Source organism: Streptomyces sp. SAI-170 (assembly GCF_049739565.1).
GTDB lineage: Bacteria > Actinomycetota > Actinomycetes > Streptomycetales > Streptomycetaceae > Streptomyces.
Window position 1 is genome coordinate 373,691 of the sequence record NZ_JBMGQD010000001.1, and the last position, 15,898, is coordinate 389,588.

The 15,898-nt window shown below is 71.9% G+C and carries 14 protein-coding genes and 1 pseudogene; 2 read left to right on the plus strand and 13 right to left on the minus strand.

Going from position 1 to position 15,898, the window contains the following annotated elements:
* Positions 1-80: 80 nt before the first annotated feature.
* On the minus strand, positions 81-986 hold the full coding sequence (locus tag RKD23_RS01665) for a LysR family transcriptional regulator (protein ID WP_424851910.1): 906 nt from the start codon (positions 984-986) through the stop codon (positions 81-83).
* A gap of 150 nt (positions 987-1,136) precedes the next feature.
* On the opposite strand from RKD23_RS01665, the pseudogene RKD23_RS01670 reads away from it, so the two are divergent.
* A pseudogene (locus RKD23_RS01670) lies at positions 1,137-1,472 on the plus strand (TSUP family transporter); the annotation flags it as partial.
* Between the two features lie 332 nt (positions 1,473-1,804).
* The gene (locus tag RKD23_RS01675) at positions 1,805-3,334 is read left to right on the plus strand and encodes a PLP-dependent aminotransferase family protein (protein WP_424851911.1); all 1,530 of its coding nucleotides are present in this window, start codon (positions 1,805-1,807) and stop codon (positions 3,332-3,334) included.
* Here RKD23_RS01675 and RKD23_RS01680 read toward each other — a convergent pair.
* The 12 genes from RKD23_RS01680 to RKD23_RS01735 form a co-directional block, all read right to left on the minus strand.
* Positions 3,279-4,790: a UbiD family decarboxylase gene (locus RKD23_RS01680; RefSeq protein WP_424851912.1), complete on the minus strand. Its 1,512-nt coding sequence runs from the start codon at positions 4,788-4,790 to the stop codon at positions 3,279-3,281. The genes RKD23_RS01675 and RKD23_RS01680 overlap by 56 nt on opposite strands.
* Positions 4,787-5,110 carry a chorismate mutase gene (locus RKD23_RS01685; protein ID WP_424851913.1) on the minus strand — a complete coding sequence of 108 codons (324 nt, stop codon included), beginning with the start codon at positions 5,108-5,110 and terminating at the stop codon, positions 4,787-4,789. Before RKD23_RS01685 ends, RKD23_RS01680 begins: the two co-directional genes overlap by 4 nt.
* On the minus strand, positions 5,107-5,451 hold the full coding sequence (locus tag RKD23_RS01690) for a cupin domain-containing protein (RefSeq protein WP_404045209.1): 345 nt from the start codon (positions 5,449-5,451) through the stop codon (positions 5,107-5,109). The genes RKD23_RS01685 and RKD23_RS01690 overlap by 4 nt, the downstream gene beginning before the upstream one ends.
* A 64-nt stretch (positions 5,452-5,515) precedes the next feature.
* On the minus strand, positions 5,516-6,232 hold the full coding sequence (locus RKD23_RS01695; protein ID WP_404045212.1) for a flavodoxin family protein: 717 nt from the start codon (positions 6,230-6,232) through the stop codon (positions 5,516-5,518).
* Positions 6,233-6,301: 69 nt separating this feature from the next.
* Positions 6,302-7,606, minus strand: coding sequence for a TrpB-like pyridoxal phosphate-dependent enzyme (locus RKD23_RS01700; RefSeq protein WP_404045215.1), 1,305 nt, complete (start codon positions 7,604-7,606; stop codon positions 6,302-6,304).
* Positions 7,607-7,647: 41 nt separating this feature from the next.
* The gene (locus RKD23_RS01705; RefSeq protein ID WP_424851914.1) at positions 7,648-8,865 is read right to left on the minus strand and encodes an MFS transporter; all 1,218 of its coding nucleotides are present in this window, start codon (positions 8,863-8,865) and stop codon (positions 7,648-7,650) included.
* Positions 8,862-10,115: an ATP-grasp domain-containing protein gene (locus RKD23_RS01710; protein ID WP_424851915.1), complete on the minus strand. Its 1,254-nt coding sequence runs from the start codon at positions 10,113-10,115 to the stop codon at positions 8,862-8,864. Before RKD23_RS01710 ends, RKD23_RS01705 begins: the two co-directional genes overlap by 4 nt.
* Before the next feature lie 32 nt (positions 10,116-10,147).
* A complete protein-coding gene (locus RKD23_RS01715) occupies positions 10,148-10,924 on the minus strand; it encodes a B3/B4 domain-containing protein (protein ID WP_424851916.1) in 777 nt (258 codons plus the stop codon).
* 205 nt (positions 10,925-11,129) lie between these two features.
* Entirely contained in the window at positions 11,130-12,350 is a 1,221-nt protein-coding gene (locus RKD23_RS01720) for an MFS transporter (protein ID WP_424851917.1), read from the minus strand.
* On the minus strand, positions 12,347-13,672 hold the full coding sequence (locus RKD23_RS01725; RefSeq protein WP_424851918.1) for an amidohydrolase family protein: 1,326 nt from the start codon (positions 13,670-13,672) through the stop codon (positions 12,347-12,349). Before RKD23_RS01725 ends, RKD23_RS01720 begins: the two co-directional genes overlap by 4 nt.
* Positions 13,673-13,688: 16 nt before the next feature.
* Entirely contained in the window at positions 13,689-14,399 is a 711-nt protein-coding gene (locus tag RKD23_RS01730; RefSeq protein ID WP_424851919.1) for a hypothetical protein, read from the minus strand.
* On the minus strand, positions 14,383-15,804 hold the full coding sequence (locus RKD23_RS01735; protein WP_424851920.1) for a phenylacetate--CoA ligase family protein: 1,422 nt from the start codon (positions 15,802-15,804) through the stop codon (positions 14,383-14,385). Before RKD23_RS01735 ends, RKD23_RS01730 begins: the two co-directional genes overlap by 17 nt.
* Positions 15,805-15,898: the final 94 nt, after the last annotated feature.

Here is a 15,898-nt window from a genome sequence, read left to right on the forward strand (position 1 = left end):
CCAAGCGTCGGACCGCTCGTGTCATCACGTCCAACGACACCTTCTTCGCATGTCCCAAGGAACGCTTATGGGTTGTGCGGTCAACAACCCGTCTTTCCTGCGGCCACCGTCTTCAGCTCCTTCAGGACCAGCGCCGTGGCGGGAACGCGCAGGTGCTCGCGCAGGACGTAGGCCGAGACCTTGCGCCGGGAAGCGGGCTGGAGCGGCCGGCCGGACACCTTGGCGCGGTGCATGAACGTCAGCATCAGCGCGGGAACCATGGCGACGCCGAGGCCCTCGGCCACCAGGCTCTGTACCGCGAGGTTGTCGTCCGTGGTGAAGGCGATGTCGGGGACGAAGCCCGCCCCCTCACACTCGTGCAGCAGGTTGGCCCGGCAGCGCGGACAGCCGGCGATCCACCGCTCCTCCGCCAGGTCGGTGAGCTTGACGACCCTGCGCCTCGCGAGCCGGTGCCTGCTGGGCAGCAGCACGGTCAACTGGTCCTCCAGGAGGGGAGTTTCGACCAGGTCCTCCGGGACCTGCTCGTGCAGTCCCGGGTAGGTGAACGCCAGGGAGATGTCGCACTCCCCCTGCGCCAGGCGGTGCAGAGACTCCGGCGGCTCGTTCTCCAGCAGATCGACGCGTATGCCCGGGTGGTCCGCCGCCAGTCGGGCCAGAGCCTCCGGCAGGAGCGTGGAGTTGGCGCTGGGGAAGGCACAGACCCGGACCCGTCCGGCGTGCAGCCGGGCCAGGGCGTTCATCTGCTCCTGCGCCGCCGACAGCGAGCCGAGGATGTCGTCGGCGTGCCGCGACAGCGTCTCGCCCGCCTCGGTGAGGCGTAACCCGCGGCCCACCCGCACGAACAGCGGCATGCCGACGTCCCGTTCGAGCGCCTTCATCTGCTGGGTGATCGCCGGCTGGGTGTAACCGAGGGTGCGCGCGGCAGCCGAGTAGGAGCCGGTCCGGACCACTTCGTGGAACGTTCTCACGTGCCGGGAATCGAACACCGCTGCATCATAGAGGCAGTTCGAGACCGCCCGACGGGCTGACCTTCCCCGCCACAGCGCGTAGACAGCGTCTACGCCCTCCTGGTAGACACCGTCCATGGACCCGTTGCTCCTCGGGGTCGTCGTGATGGTGGGCGCGTCCGTTCAGTGGCTGACGGGGATGGCGGGTTCATGAACGCCTCGGCCGGCCTGGGCGGCCCGCCGCTCTCCCTCTACGCGATGAACGCCGGCTGGAGCGTTCACGAGTTCGTGCCGAACGCGCAGTTCTACGGCATCGTCGTGAACGCCTTCTCCCTCGCGGCCAACGGCGTTCCCCGGCTGGGCCCGACAGGGTGGGTGACGGCCGTGGCCGCCATGGTCATGGGCGCAGTCGTCGGCAAGCTGCTCTCCGACCGGGTCCCGGAGAGCCGGGCCCGGCTGCTCGTCCTGCTGCTCGCACTGGCGGGTGGAATGTCGGCCCTGGTCAAGGGGTTGGCCGGGCTCTGATCCAGGACACGGGCGATCGTCGCGGTGCGCCGCGGGGCTCGACGCGGCGCCCTTCGTGGCAGCGAATGGTAGCGTCGGGTGCGACTAGGGCCTGTCTTCCGGATCAGGTCGGCTAAAAGGGACTGCGCTTCTCGACCAAGTCGAGCGGGGTCTGGTGCGTGCAGCTGCAAGGCGGAGGAGGGCGTCGACGCGGAGCGTCGGCAACCGACGACAACGCCGCAGATGTGCGCACCAGACCCCGCGACGCCGACATGATCCGGAAGACAGGCCCTAGGGGTTACTCCTCGGACATCGCGTTCTCGTACGCGATGCGCGGGGACGGGGGGAACGGCGTGGGATCCACCGATCTGCTCATCACTTTGGACCGGGTGAGCGGTACGACGCTGCAGCAGCAGGTGTGCGACCAGGTCACGGCGCTCGTGCGCGCGGGACGGCTGCGTCCCGGCGACGCCCTGCCCGCCTCGCGCGAACTCGCCCAACAGCTGGGCGTCTCCAGGACCGTGATCATCCGGGCCTACGAACTGCTGCGGGCCCAAGGGGTCCTGACCGCCCGGCGCGGCTCGGGCACGCGCGTCGCGGAGCTGCCCACCAGCGGTTCGGTGAACCTCGCCACCGGTACGGCGGCCCGCTCCAGGCCCGTACAGCCGGTTCCCGCACCGCCCCGGCCCACCGACGAGGGCGACCCGCTGTGGCAGCCGTGGGAGCCGCCGCCCGTCCTGCGGCGTCCCGGCAACGTCCTCGACTTCCGGCACGGCACGCCCGCGCTCGCCGCGTTCCCCGTCGCCCGGTGGCGGCAGTCGATGCACGAGGCGTACGGGCGGGCCGACACCGCCGCGCTCGGCTACGGCCCGGCCGAGGGCTCGGCGGCCCTGCGCGCCGAGATCGCCGCCCTGGTGCGGCAGAGCCGGGCCATCGACGCCGCCCCCGAGAACATCATGGTGACCGGTGGCGCCACCCAGGCGCTGGACATCCTGGTGCGGATGCTGGTCGGACCGGGCGACGTGGTGGTCATCGAGGACCCCAGCCACACCGTCCTGCGGCAGGTCTTCGGGTGTTCCGACGCCGCCGTGGTGCCCGTCCCCGTCGACGAGGAGGGTCTGCGGGTCGCGGACATCGACGACCGGGTGCGCGCCCACGGGCACGATCCGGCGCAGGTGAAGCTGGTGTACGTGACGCCGTCGCACCAGTTCCCCACCGGCTTCATCATGTCGCAGACCCGCCGCCGCGCCCTGATCGCCTGGGCCCACGAACGCGGCGCGACGGTTCTGGAGGACGACTACCACAACGAGTTCACCTTCACCGCGGAGCGGCTGCCCGCGCTCGCCGCCGAGCGGCACCGCGACACCGTCGTCTACGTCGGCAGCTTCAGCAAGACCCTGTTCCCGGCGCTGCGCATCGGCTACGCGGTGCTGCCGCCGCATCTCGTGCAGCCGTTCCTCGGGATCAAGTGGATCACCGACCGGCTCACCCCGACCGTCACGCAGGAGGCACTGGCCGACTTCATCGCGACGGGTGCCTACGCCCGGCACATCAGCCGGATGACGCGGCTGTACCGGCAGCGCAGAAGGCGGCTTCTGGAGGCGCTGTACGAGCACTTCGGCGCCGAGGTGCGCATCTCCGGGGAGGCGGCGGGACTGCATGTCCTGATCAGCTTCACGGGGGCGCGCGGCGTGCCGGAGGAGGAGATCGTGGAGCGGGCGGCCGGACGCGGGGTCCGGGTGTACCCCGCGTCCGGCTACTTCGTCCTCGACCCGCCGGCCGAACCGACGTTCCTGGTCGGCTACGCCGCGCTGCCCACCGCCCGCATCACCGAGGGCGTGGCCCTGCTGGCCGCCGCTGTGCGCGAGGCGAGGGGCCGCTGATCCGCGAGGGCGGCACCAAGGCGTCCGGTGTCGCCTCGGGCTCGGTGAAGCGGGGCCGGCGGAAGCGGGCGCGCTGCGCGTACGGCACCGTACAGTCGAAGTGCGCCTTCGCGGTCCGCCCGTCGGCGGAGAGGCTGTCCGAGTAGGCGGTGGACTGCGTCGGGTCGAGCGGGAAGCCCTCCCGGTCGGGCAGCACGGTCAGGTCCCGGTCCGCCTGGACACGGGTGGCCATCGCCCACCACAGGTCGGCGTCCGACTCCGCGTCGACGTCCTCGTCCACCGAGACGACCATCTTGGCCATCCGGAACGTCTCCAGGACCGACTCGGCGGCCTCGCGGACCAGCAGGTCGTCGGCGTCCGAACGCTTGGCCTTCCACTGGATCACCACCATCAGCTGGCCGCCGCCGGCCGTATGGCAGTGCACGGCACCGACCGGCGCTCCCAGGCGGCGCAGCCGGTCCAGGACGGCGGCCTCCATGCCGAAGCCGAGCAGCACCGACTGCTCGTGACCGGGGCCCGAGACGGTCTGCAGGATCGCCCCGTCGCGTGCGGTGATACCGGTGACGCGCACCGTGGGCAGCGCCGGGTGCGCGCGCCCCTGGTAGCCGAGGAACTCGGGGGTGGCGGACGGGCCGTTCGGGTTCTCCGGGGCCAGGTCCGCGAGGAGTTCGCCCTCGATGACGTACTCGGCGTGGGCGACGTACTCCGCGTCGACGGTCCGGCACCGGGCGAGTTCGACGGGTGCGCCGCCGAGGGCGCCCGCCACCGCCAGCTCGTCCACGCCCGCCGGCACCAGGGAGGTCGGGCAGCACGAGGCGAGCAGCAGGGCCGGTCCCAGGCCCAGGTGGATCGCGACGGGCAGGTTCTCGCCCCGGCGGCGTGCCGCCTGCCCGGCCGCCTCCAGGTCCCGGCCGGGCACCATCCAGATGGTGAGCCGGTCGGGGCCCTGGACGCACATGCGGTGCACGGACAGATTGCGTACACCGGTGTCCGGGTCGGTGGCCAGGACCGCGCCGAGCGTCAGGAACGGCCCCGCGTCCTCGTCGGTGAGGACGGGGATCGGCAGCGCCGTCAGATCGGGTGCGAGCAGGTCGCGGGCCTGTACCCGCCCTTCGGGAACGTACGACGGTGCCACCGGTGAGGCCACGGCGTCGAGCAGCCGGTGGGCCATCTCGGCGGGGGTGAACCCGAGCAGTCCCGCGGCGCGCCGGCGGCTGCCGTACAGACCGATCAGCACCGAGCGGGCCGCCCCGGCGCCGCTGGGTGCCACCCGCTCGAACAGCACGGCGGGGCCGGGGCCCGTGGGCGGCGGGGCGGGTGTCCCGGCCCACTTCGCGTACCGGGCGGTGACCCCGAACCGGGCCGGGACCTCCTCCCGGACCCGCACCAGCTCGCCGGGCAGCGGGTCAAGACCGGCGAGCGCGGTGCGCAGATCGGCGAGTCCGCGGCGGGTCATGCCGCTCCGTTCGCCGCGGCCGGCGCTGCGGCGGCCCGGCGTTCGGCGAGCCGCCGCAGCTGAAGGTCGGTCAGCTCACGGATCAGCGTGCGGTACACGGCTTCCGCGATGGCGGGCGGCATGCCCTGCGCGTCGGCGAGATCGCGCACCTTGGCGATCACCTGCTCCACCCGCTGGGGCGAGCGGACCGTCTGTTCGTCCTGCTTGAACTCGGTCAGCTCGCGGACGACCGCCGTGCGTTCGGCGAGCAGGGCGACGATTCTCCGGTCGAGTGCGTCGATCGAGACGCGCAGTTCCTCGATCCTGTCGGTGCCGCTCATGGCGCGGGCACCTGGTCGACGACGTAGACGACGGTGGACTCGGTGTCGGAGCCCTGGGAGCGGTGCCGTTCGTCGCCGGGGATGATGAAGCCCATGCCGGGACGGCAGGGCACCGAGCGGTTGTCGAAGTGGATGGTGAACTCGCCCTGGAGGACGTATCCCTGGTGGCCGTGCTCGCACCACTTGAGCTCGTTGAAGCCCGCGGGGAGCTCCAGCAGACGCACCCGGTACCCGCCGGTGTACGCGATCTTCACCCGGCCGTCGGCGCCGGGCTTGTGCCACTTCTCCCAGGGGATGCTGTCGAAGTCGATGCCGACGACGGCGGGGGTGACGGTGGACATGATGTGAGTGCTCCTGATCGTGCGGTGGTCGGATGATGAGGGACGGCAGACCGGCGCGGTGTGGTCAGGCGGGCCGCTGGGCGCTGTCGACCAGGTGGGGCCGGCGGCGTTCGACGCGCTCGTTCTGGTCGTCCAGCGGCAGCACGGGTTCGCCGGTCTCGGCCTGGTGACGGCGCAGCAGCTGGACCATGTCCACCATCCGGTGGGCCATGCGCTCCAGGGCGTCCACGCCTTCGGGGTCATTGAGGCCCGGCTCCCTCGCCGTGTTGCGCAGCAGGGCCGGGAACCCACTGCCCACCAGGATCATCCGGTTGAGCAGCAGATTGTCGACCAGCTGGTGGTGGACGGAGGCGTCGCTGTAGCGGCGGGCCGTGACGATGATGCCGCCGACCTTGTTGGCGAGCGGCCGCTCGAAGCGCAGGAAGCCGACGCCCGCCCGTTCGATGAAGATCTGCATGAGATGGGCGAGGCCGAAGCCGTGCACCGGCACGGCGTAGATGATCCCGTCGGCCTGCCGCATCCGGTCGATGATGGCGGGCATGTCGTCGCGCACCCCGCATGGGAGGGTGCGGTTGTTGCAGTCGCCGCACGGGCTGCACGGCGAGATGCGGTGCTCGCGCAGGTACAGGGTCTGGAAGTCGGCGCCGCGCTTGCGCACCAGTTCTCCCGAGTACTGGAGCGCCAGGTCGGTGTTGCCGCCCGCGCGCTCCGACCCCGAGATGCCGAGGATGACGGGCCGGTCCCCCCGTATGTCCGGCGGTGTTCCCTGTGCTGTGAGCATGTTTTCCCCCTGTTGGTGATCGCGCGGCGGAGCGGGACCCCCTGTCCCGCTCCGCCTTGGGTCCTCGCGTCAGTCGGTCAGCTTGCCGCCGAAGTAGTCGATGTAGGCCTGCATGTCGAAGTGGCCGTGGCCGGAGAGGGAGAACAGGATCGTCTTCGCCTCGCCGGACTCCTTGCAGGCGAGCGCCTCGTCGATGGCGACGCGCACCGCGTGCGTGGACTCCGGGGCGGGCACGATGCCCTCGTTGCGGGCGAAGGTGACGCCCGCCTCGAAGCACGCGGTCTGCGGCACCGCGCGCGCCTCCAGGTAGTCCAGCTCCTTGAGCTGGCTGATGATCGGGGACATGCCGTGGTAGCGCAGGCCGCCCGCGTGGATGCTCGGCGGCACGAAGTCGTGGCCGAGGGTGTGCATCTTGGTCAGCGGGGTCATGCCGGCCGTGTCACCGAAGTCGTAGTCGAAGCGTCCCTCGGTCATGGTCGGGCAGGACGCGGGCTCGACGGCGATGGCCCGCACCGAGCGCCCGCCGCGCAGCTGCTCGCCCAGGAACGGCAGCGCCAGGCCGCCGAAGTTGGAGCCGCCGCCCGCCGCGCCGATCACGATGTCCGGGTAGTCCTCGGCCAGCTCCATCTGGAGCTGCGCCTCCTTGCCGATGATCGTCTGGTGCATCAGCACGTGGTTGAGCACCGAGCCGAGGGCGTACTTCGCGGTGCCGCCGCTGGTCACCGCGGCCTCCACCGCCTCGGAGATGGCGAGGCCGAGGCTGCCCGGCGAGTCGGGGTCGGCGGCGAGGGCGTCCCGGCCGGCCTGGGTGAGCTCGCTCGGGCTGGCGGTGACGGTGGCGCCGTAGGTCTCCATCAGGCCGCGACGGTAGGGCTTCTGCTGGTAGCTCACCTTCACCATGTAGACCTCGCAGACGAGGCCGAAGTACCGGCAGGCCAGTGACAGGGAGCTGCCCCACTGTCCGGCGCCGGTCTCGGTGGTGAGGCGGCCCACGCCGGCCTGCTTGTTGTAGTAGGCCTGCGGGATGGCCGTGTTGGGCTTGTGGCTGCCGGCCGGGCTGACGCCCTCGTTCTTGAAGTAGATCCGCGCCGGCGTGTCCAGGGCCTTCTCCAGGCGGCGGGCCCGCACCAGCGGGCTGGGCCGCCACTGCTTGTAGACGTCCAGCACGGCGCCGGGGATGTCGGTCTCGCGCTCGGTGGAGAACTCCTGGGCTATGAGTTCCGCGGGGAACAGCGGCTCCAGGTCGTCCGGGGTGACGGGCTGCCGGGTGCCGGGGTGCAGCATCGGCTCCAGCGGCTTGGGCAGGTCCGCCACCACGTTGTACCAGGTGGTGGGCAGCTGGTCTTCGGACAGCAGGAACTTCGTCTGAGACATGAACACTTTCCCGTGATCGTCGGTGCGTGGAGGCGGATGGTCTAGGTGGTGGCCGGGGCCGCGGCGGGCTCCGGACTGCGGGCGGCGGCCGTGGGCCTGGTCCGCAGCACGGCGTAGGCGGCCATGCCGACGAGCGGTGCCGCGAGCAGCGTGAGGAAGACGGGCCGGTGGCCTTGGGCGGTCCACAGCGCGCCGAGACCCGCGGGCACCGCGAGCCGGGCGAGCCCGAGGACGAAGCCGTTCAGCGCCATGAAGCTGCCGACTCGGCGCTCGTCGACGTGGTCGGCGATGTAGGTGGGCACGACCACCGAGGCGATGATCTCGCCGAGCGTCCAGATCACCGTGGACAGCAGGATCGCCGGCAGCGAGAAGCCTACGACGATGACGGCCAGGCCGGCGGCCCACAGCGCTCCGCTGACCAGCAGCAGCGGCTTGGTGCCGTGGCCCTGCATGCGCTTCTCCATGGCCAGCCCGAGGCCGACCACGACGATGCTGTTGACGGTGTAGACGACGCCGACCAGACCGGCCGATTCGTGCAGGACCGTGGTGACGGCGAGCGGCAGCGCGTATTCGAGGCCGATCAGCGGCACCACGTAGAAGAAGGACACGAGCACCAGGAGCAGCACGTGGTGGTGGCCGAGCGGGCCCGAACGCGCCTTGTCCTTGCTGCTCTTGACCTTGTCGCGTCGGTCGGAGGGCACCCACAGGGCGATCAGCGCGGCGCACAGCAGGCCGGCGATGATGTTGCCCGCGAACATGACGTGGTAGGAGTACGCCGCCGCGAGGCCGCCCAGCAAGGGACCGATGCCCATGCCGAGGTTGTTGCCGATGTAGCTCACCGTGTAGGCGAACGGCCGCTGCTCGGGCGCGGTCAGGTCGGCGACCAGGGTGTTGGACGCCGGCCCGAACATGCCCATGCCGACCAGGGCGACGAAGAGCAGTCCGGCGTACGTCCACGGGGGGCCGTCCAGCACGGCGAGGCCGAGATAGCCCGCGGCGTTCAGCAGGAGCGCGGTGAGCAGGGCCGTGCGCCGGTCGCGCCGGTCGCACAGGGGCCCGCTCAGCAGGCTGCCCACGAGCAGGCCGGTGCTGCCGACCGAGATCAGCAGTCCGGCCTCGCCGGGGCTGAGGTCCTTGCCGCGCACCAGGTAGACGGCGAGCAGCGGGAAGACGAACATGCCCGCGCGGTTGATGAAGGAGGCGAGGAACAACACCCGCAGCGCGAGCGGGAGTTCCCTTAACCGGGTCAGCCACGTCATCGCTGTGCCTGCCCGCCCGTGGTGCCGGCGGTGACCTCGGGCGCCGTCTCCACGCGGAAGGCGTCGCGTACGGTCTTGAAGCGGGCCCGGATGTCGTCGAAGTCGGTGCCCTCGCACACGTACCAGCCGAGGACGTCGTTGGAGGCGGTCGGCGGGGCCAGGACGTCGCCGACCTGCTTCCACACGTCGGCGTCCAGGACTCCGTCGAGCTCCATCAGTTCGGCCGGGGTGGTGATGGCGGTGATGTGTCCGTAACGGTCCGAGGCGAGGTACTCGGTGCCGATCTCGGGGCCGAGGCGGGCCTCGGTGCGGTGCGCCGGGTCGAGTTCCAGACGGCACCACTCTCCCGCGAGGTTGATCCCGCGTCCGGCCTCGATCGCCGGGACGATGGAGCCACCGCCGGCCCGCGCACCCGCCTCGCCGAACACCACGTCCCCGTCGTCCAGCAGGAAGAACTCGGCGTGGACCACACCGGTGGCGAGGCCGAAGCCGCGCAGCACCACGGTGTTGAGCTCCAGGATGCGCTGCTCCCCCGCCGACAGGTCGTGCTTGCGGGAGATGGTGCCGCCCGGTTCGTTGAGGTACTCCAGGACCGAGTAGGTGTAGCGGGAGAGCTGGGCGAAGACCGCTTCGCCGTCCTTGAAGAGCGAGTCGACGTGGTACTCCGTGCCGCGGATGAACTCCTCGACGCGGTACTCGTGCCGGTCGTCGCCCATCTCCTCCCAGACCCGCTCCAGGTCCGCCGGGCCGTCCACCCGGTAGGTGCGGCCGCAGGCCCAGCCCGCGTACGGCTTGACGACGACCGGGTAGCCCACCTCCTCGGCGAACTCCGTGACGGCGCCGATGGTGTCGGGGCGGCAGGACCGGGCGACCCGCACACCGAGTTCCTCGGCCCGGCGGTGCATCACGTTCTTGTCGCGGAAGTTGAGCGCCTGGTCCGGGGTGAGCCCCGGGATGCCGTGGTCGCGCCGGGCGCGGCTGGCGGGCAGCACATCTCCCTCGAACAGCGGGAAGATGCGCTCGATGCGGTGCTCGGTGACGATTCCGTCGACGGCGGCGCGTACGGCCGCCGTGTCGTCCAGGTCGGCGTGGTACTGCGCCAGGCCCTCGGCCTCCGGCGCCTGCCAGCCGGCGGGCAGCAGCACCACGGTCCCCACGCCGAGGTCGTCGGCGGCGGCCACGATGCTGCGGAACTGGGCGACGTAGCGCCCGGCGGCGGGCCGGTAGATCACCAGGATCGAACGGTTCATGTCCTGCTCCTCATCCAAGAGTGGGGACCGGCTCAGCGGACCGGCGCGGCCGACAGGGCGCCGAACAGCTCCACGCGGGTGGTGGCGCCGTCGAGGATCCGCGGTGGCTCGGGGGCGGCGCCGAGGCCGGTGAGCGCCTGAGTGAGCTGTCCGAGCGTCCGCTCCACCTCGGCGCGGCCGCCCTCGTGCACCGACTCGACGGTGAGCAGGAGCCGGCGCCGTCCGAGGTCCGACTTGACCAGGTCGCCCTGCCGCCAGTTCCAGCGCCGGGAGTGGGCGCGGCCCTGGTCGTCGGCGTAGACGACCTCGCCGGGCTCGGGGTGCTCGGGGGCGTCGGGGGCGCCGAGCGGCAGATAGACCTCGCTCCCGTCGGCGAGCCGCACGGACAGCTCCGCCTCGATGCCGCCCACGTCGCACGAGGCCACGGGCAGCCGGCTCTCCAGGGACACCGCGTTGCACAGGTCCACCAGCGAGTTGATGCGCGGCAGCCGGTCTCCCTTGGCGACCCTGCGCAGCACCGACTCGGCGGCGCAGGGGAACCGGTTGGGGTTCACGCCCGTCTCCCGGTAGGCGTCCCGCCAGGCGGCGATGGAGGGCAAGGCGGAGACGTCGGCCTTGGAGAGCCCTTCGCCGTGCAGGGCGTCCTCGGCGGCGGTGAGGCGGTCCGCCACCTGCGGGGCGTCCGCGACGACGCCGACGTCCGGTACGGCGATCAGGCCGAGGACGTAGCCGGGCACGCGCTCCCACACGCGCGCGTCGACGCCGACGCTGAGGGAGCGGGTGTCCGAGTGGGGGCGGTCGCTTTCCATGGGTGTGTGGTCCTTCGTTTCTTCCGGGCGGCGGCCGCCCGTGCCGGTTGTGCCGGGCGGGCCTTGTTGACGGGTCGACAGTAGGGAGCGGATGGGGGGCCGGCGGTGGCCAATTACGGGGCAATGCGTGAGGCCACTTGCCGGCCGCGGGGTCCGCTGTGCCGGGTGTCGGCCCAAGGCGGCGGGAGTCCGCCGTGCCGGGGCGTCAGCCGGGGTCGCCCGCGGGAACGGGGGCGGACGCCGCGTCGGTTTGTGGCTCGGCGGTCCGCAGCCGCGCCCCGAGGAGGGCGGTCAGCAGTCCGACCGCCGCGAGAGCGGCCCCGAACTGGCCGAGCCGGTCCACCCCGTGGGCCCCGCCGTGCTCCAGTACGCGGCCGCCGATGAAGCCGCCCAGGGAGATGCCGGCGAAGGTGGCGGACGAGTTCAGAGAGAGCAGGAGCGGCCCCGACGTGGGTGCGATCGCGAACAGCCGGTGCTGCTGCGGAGGTTGGGTGGCCATCGCGGTCACACCCCATGCCGCCATGCCCACCATCGCGGTGGCCAGGGAGTCCCGGGTCAGCGGCAGTGTCACCAGGACGGCGGCCAGGCCCGCGACCGACGCCAGCAGGACAGGGGTCGGCCCCCAGCGGTCGGTGGCCCGCCCGCCGATCATGGTGCCGCCCACCGCGAACACGCCGAAGACGAGCAGCAGTACGGCGAGCGTGGTGCCGTCGCCGTCGGTCGCCGGGGCGAGGACCGCGCCGATGTAGGTCAGCGCGAGGTAGCCGCCCGTCATGAAGGCGAGCGTCGTCAGCACCGTGCACAGCACCCTCGGGTCCCGCGCGGGCGCGAGGCGGGCCGCGAGCCCCGGTGCGGCGGGCAGCCGCACCTCGGGCAGCCCGCCGGCCACGGCGACGGCGCACACCGCGCCGAGTCCGGCCAGCAGCCAGAACGTGGCGGACCAGTCGAGGTCGGCGGCGAGCCACGTGCCGAACGGCACCCCCGCGAAGGTCGCCGCCGAGAGCCCGCCGAGCACCACCGCCATGGCGCGTCCCCGGCGTTCCGGGGCGGCCAGGGCGGCGGCCGACGCGGAGGCGGCCGGGATGTAGAGGGCGGCTCCCGCCGCGGTCAGGATCCGCGCGGCGAGGAGTGCGGCGAGCCCGGTGGAGAGGGCGGAGGCCACGTTGCCGATGGTGAACACGCTCAGCGAGAGGACGAGGACCGAGCGGCGCTCCAGGCGGCCGGTGAGCGCTCCGAGCACGGGCGCGAGGACGGCGTAGGTGAGCGCGAAGACGGTGCTCACCCAACCGGTGTCGGCCAGGCTGGACTCGAGGTCCTGGGCGACTTCGGGCAGCACCCCGGCCACCACGAAGGTGTCGGTGCCGATGGCGAACGCGCCCACGGCGAGCAGCGGGGTCACGGGGAGGCGTGCTTGGGTCCTGGTCATCGCACGGCTCCCGCGGATGCCGGGGCGCCGTCGAGCTCGGCGTACGGTGCGGTGCCGGCCCGGAACGGCTCGGCGCTGCCCGCGACGGGGGCCCCGCCGAGCAGGACCAGTTCGATGCCTCCCGGCCGGCTCAGGACGGAGATGTCCTCGGCGGGGTCGCCGTTCGTCACGACGAGGTCGGCCAGGCGTCCGGCCTGCACCGTGCCCGCGTCGTCGCCGCGGCCCGCGAGCCGGGCCCCGTTGGCGGTCGCCCAGGTGAGCACGGTCGGCGCCGGGATGCCCGCCATCTCGACGTACAGTTCCAGCTCCTTGGCGTACGTGCCGTGCGGGGTCCAGGCGAAGCCGAAGTCGTCACCCGCCACCACCGGGATGCCCAGCTCCACCATGATCGGCAGGATGCGCAGGGAGTTGGCCACCTCCGCCTCGAACTCCAGCGTCTCCAGGTACTCGGTGGTCTTGCCGTGCTGGGTGCCGGTGGTGAGCAGCATGTGCGGCTGGTAGAGGCTCGGTACGACGAAGATCCCGCGCTCGGCGATCGCGTACAGCGCCTCGTCGTCGGCGTAGGTGGCGTGGTCGATGACGTCGACTCCGGCCGCGATGGCGTTGCGTATGCCGTCGAGCCCTCGGGAGTGGGCGCGGATCCGGGCCCCGTGCTCATGGGCGGTGCGCGCCGCGATCTTCAGCTCCTCGGGGGTGAAGAGGAGTTCGTGGGAGCGCCCGTTGGGGAAGGTGTCGTCGCCCGAGGAGAAGACCTTGACGATCTCCGCGCCCTGCGCGATCTCAGTGGCGACGTACTCCGCCATCTCCTCCGGGGTGTCCGCCAGCCGCATCAGATCGCTCGGGATCCGCTTCTTGACCTCGGGGTTGCGGCGCTCGGGCGGTCCCGACACCATCAGGTCCCGGCTGCACGGCGTGATCCGGGGGCCGCGCAACTGCCCGGCGTCGACGGCGCGTCGCAGCGCCATGTCGATGCCGGAGACCGAACCGGCGCCCACGAAGGCGGTGTAGCCGAGGGCCAGCAGGTTCTCGGCGTTGCGCGCGGCGGCGAGGGTGAGGTCGGGGACCGAGTACTTGAAGAGCATCTCGCGTCCGTTGAGGACGTTCAGGTAGGCGATGTGGGTGTGCCCGAGGGTCATGCCGGGCATCACCGTCCGCCCGTCGAGGTCGAGCACGTCGACGCCGGGCGCGTTCAGTGGGGCGAGCCCCTCCGGCAGCACCGCCTCGATGCGGTCGCCGTCGATCAGCACGCTGTGCCGCGGCAGCGAGGGCCGGCCCAGGCCCTCCTGGACCGTGGCACGGTGGAGCAAGGTCTTGCGTGGCACGTCGTATCTCCTGTGATCAGGGTTGCGGGTCCGCGGTCAACGGCTTGTGCGGCTGTTCCGGCGTCCCGGACTCCTCCGCGTGGTCGAAGAGCGTCCAGAGGATCTCCGCGCCGGGGCGGGTCGCCATCCAGCGCAGTCCGTACGCCTGGACTCCCGGGGCGTTCGTCACCGCGAGCTGGGCGCCGCCGCCCGCGACGATCTGGGCGGCGTGCTGGGTGGAGGAGGCGTCCACCCAGTCGACGTCCCGGCCGCGCAGCGCCGGCGGCACGACCTCGGCGTAGATCCGCCGTACCTCCCACATCGCGGCGACGGACAGGGGTCCGTCACCCGGCTGGAACGGGCTGCTCGCGGCCGCGGCGATGCCGTACTCCGGGGTGGCGCGCGGGAAGAACGCGCGCAGCCGCAGCGCCCGGTGCCAGTGGAAGCGCGTGAGTCCCGCGTAGGCGCTCGGTACGAGGGCGAAGTCGAGCTTGCGCAGCAGAAGTCGGTCCAGGACGTCGTCGAAGGTGTCGTGCAGCTCGACGCGCAGGTTGTGCTCGGCGGCGAGGTAGCGGGCGACGAGGTCGCTGGAGGTGCCCGCGGGGCCGAGTGTCCCGAGCACGGATCCGGGGCGTGCCGCCCACCGCTCGGACAGTTCGCTCCAGCGTGCGGCGTACTCGCTCGCCAGGGCGCGGGGCAGCGAGGCGGTCCGGAGGGTCCCGGCCGCCAGGTCAGGTCGTATAGCCACGGTTCGCCGCCATCCGCTGTGCCACCGAGGTCTCGTGATCGGTCGCGGTGCGCCGGTCCACCACGCGGGCGGCCTTCCAGCTCACGAACGCGCCGGTGCTGACGATCGGGTCGAGCCCGTCGCTGAGCTCGACGGTGACGGGCACGCCGAGCGCGTCCGCGGTGCGTGCGCGTACCGCGTCGGCGAGTGCCTCGGGGTCGTCCACCAGGCCGGTGAGGAGTTCCAGCCGTACCGTGAGCCGGTCCTGGCCTGCGGCGTCCTGCTCGATGACCACCTGGTATCCGGCGGACCCGGTGACGTCGGTCAGCACGGCCGTCTCGATCTGGCCGGCCGTGAACCGCCGTCCGCCGAGCTCGATGCGGTCCAGGGTGCGGCCGACGATCCGTACGAGGTCGCCGGGCATCTCGCAGTCGCAGTCGGACTCCGTCACCGCCACCACGTCGCCGGTGCGGTAGCGGACCAGCGGCTTCACCCCGTCCATCAGCATGGTGAGCGTCAGCTCACCCGTGCCGCGCGGGCCGTTCGACTCCTCGGTCTCCGGGTCGACGACCTCGACGATGTAGTTGGTCTGGGAGAGGTGCATCCGCTTGTTGCGGCAGGCGGTCGCGACGACGAAGGCTTCCTGCGAGCCGTAGAGGATGTTGTAGACGTCGGCGCCCCAGACCGTCTCCAGGTTGTGCGCGAGGGCGGGGGTGCACATCTCGCCCGTGACGAAGAGCAGCTTGACCGCGAAGTCCCGCCGCAGGTCGTAGCCGTAGTGCTCGGCGGCCTTGGCCAGGGTGAGGGCGACGCCGGGCGTGCAGCAGACGACCTCCAGTTCGAGGTCCTTCATCAGCTGCAGGGCCTTCTGGAAGCCGATGACGGGCGAGTAGGGCCAGATCTTGGCGTTCATGGAGCCGGTGTTGCGGGCGATGTCGCCGAGCGTGTCGCCGAAGGAGTGCACCTCGGTCGGGCCCATCAGGCCGATGCGCGGGGCGTGTTCGCCGAAGTGGTGGCGGAAGATCGAGCTCCAGGACTCGGTGACATGGGCGTTGCTGGCGACGATCTCGCGGCCGTCGCGGGGGCAGGGTGTGGCGCGGCCGGTCGTGCCGGTCGTCTCGTAGAAGAAGAGGGCCTCGGCGAGCGGCCGGCTGAGGACGTCCAGCATCTCCTCGCGCAGATGCGCCTTGGTGGTGAAGGGCAGCCCGGTGAGGTCCTCCGGCGTGGCGGCGGACAGGTCGGCCTGCTTCAAGTGGCGTGCGTAGAACGGCGATCGGGTGCTGACCTGCTCCAGGACCGTAGCCAGTTGGCTGCGGCGCCAGTCGTCGAGGTCCGCGGCGGACAGGGTGCGGTTGTAGAAGGCACGGTGGAGTTCCAGGTACCGCGCGGCGAACTCGGCCGCGGGTCCGTGCGTGGGAAGCCACATGGGCGTCGGGTTCCTTTGTACGTTCGACGGTGCTGCCGTACGCGTGGGGCAGCCTGGTGCCGCGCCGACACAGCCACGCGCGGGAGCGCGGCGA

Excerpts from the sequence above, each read along its gene's own strand:
- RKD23_RS01710 (WP_424851915.1), bottom strand. The coding sequence starts at position 10,115 with ATGAACCGTTCGATCCTGGTGATCTACCGGCCCGCCGCCGGGCGCTAC.
- RKD23_RS01715 (WP_424851916.1), bottom strand. The coding sequence starts at position 10,924 with ATGGAAAGCGACCGCCCCCACTCGGACACCCGCTCCCTCAGCGTCGGC.
- RKD23_RS01700 (WP_404045215.1), bottom strand. The coding sequence starts at position 7,606 with ATGTCTCAGACGAAGTTCCTGCTGTCCGAAGACCAGCTGCCCACCACC.
- RKD23_RS01720 (WP_424851917.1), bottom strand. The coding sequence starts at position 12,350 with ATGACCAGGACCCAAGCACGCCTCCCCGTGACCCCGCTGCTCGCCGTG.
- RKD23_RS01695 (WP_404045212.1), bottom strand. The coding sequence starts at position 6,232 with ATGCTCACAGCACAGGGAACACCGCCGGACATACGGGGGGACCGGCCC.
- RKD23_RS01685 (WP_424851913.1), bottom strand. The coding sequence starts at position 5,110 with ATGAGCGGCACCGACAGGATCGAGGAACTGCGCGTCTCGATCGACGCA.
- RKD23_RS01680 (WP_424851912.1), bottom strand. The coding sequence starts at position 4,790 with ATGACCCGCCGCGGACTCGCCGATCTGCGCACCGCGCTCGCCGGTCTT.
- RKD23_RS01735 (WP_424851920.1), bottom strand. The coding sequence starts at position 15,804 with ATGTGGCTTCCCACGCACGGACCCGCGGCCGAGTTCGCCGCGCGGTAC.
- RKD23_RS01690 (WP_404045209.1), bottom strand. The coding sequence starts at position 5,451 with ATGTCCACCGTCACCCCCGCCGTCGTCGGCATCGACTTCGACAGCATC.
- RKD23_RS01705 (WP_424851914.1), bottom strand. The coding sequence starts at position 8,865 with ATGACGTGGCTGACCCGGTTAAGGGAACTCCCGCTCGCGCTGCGGGTG.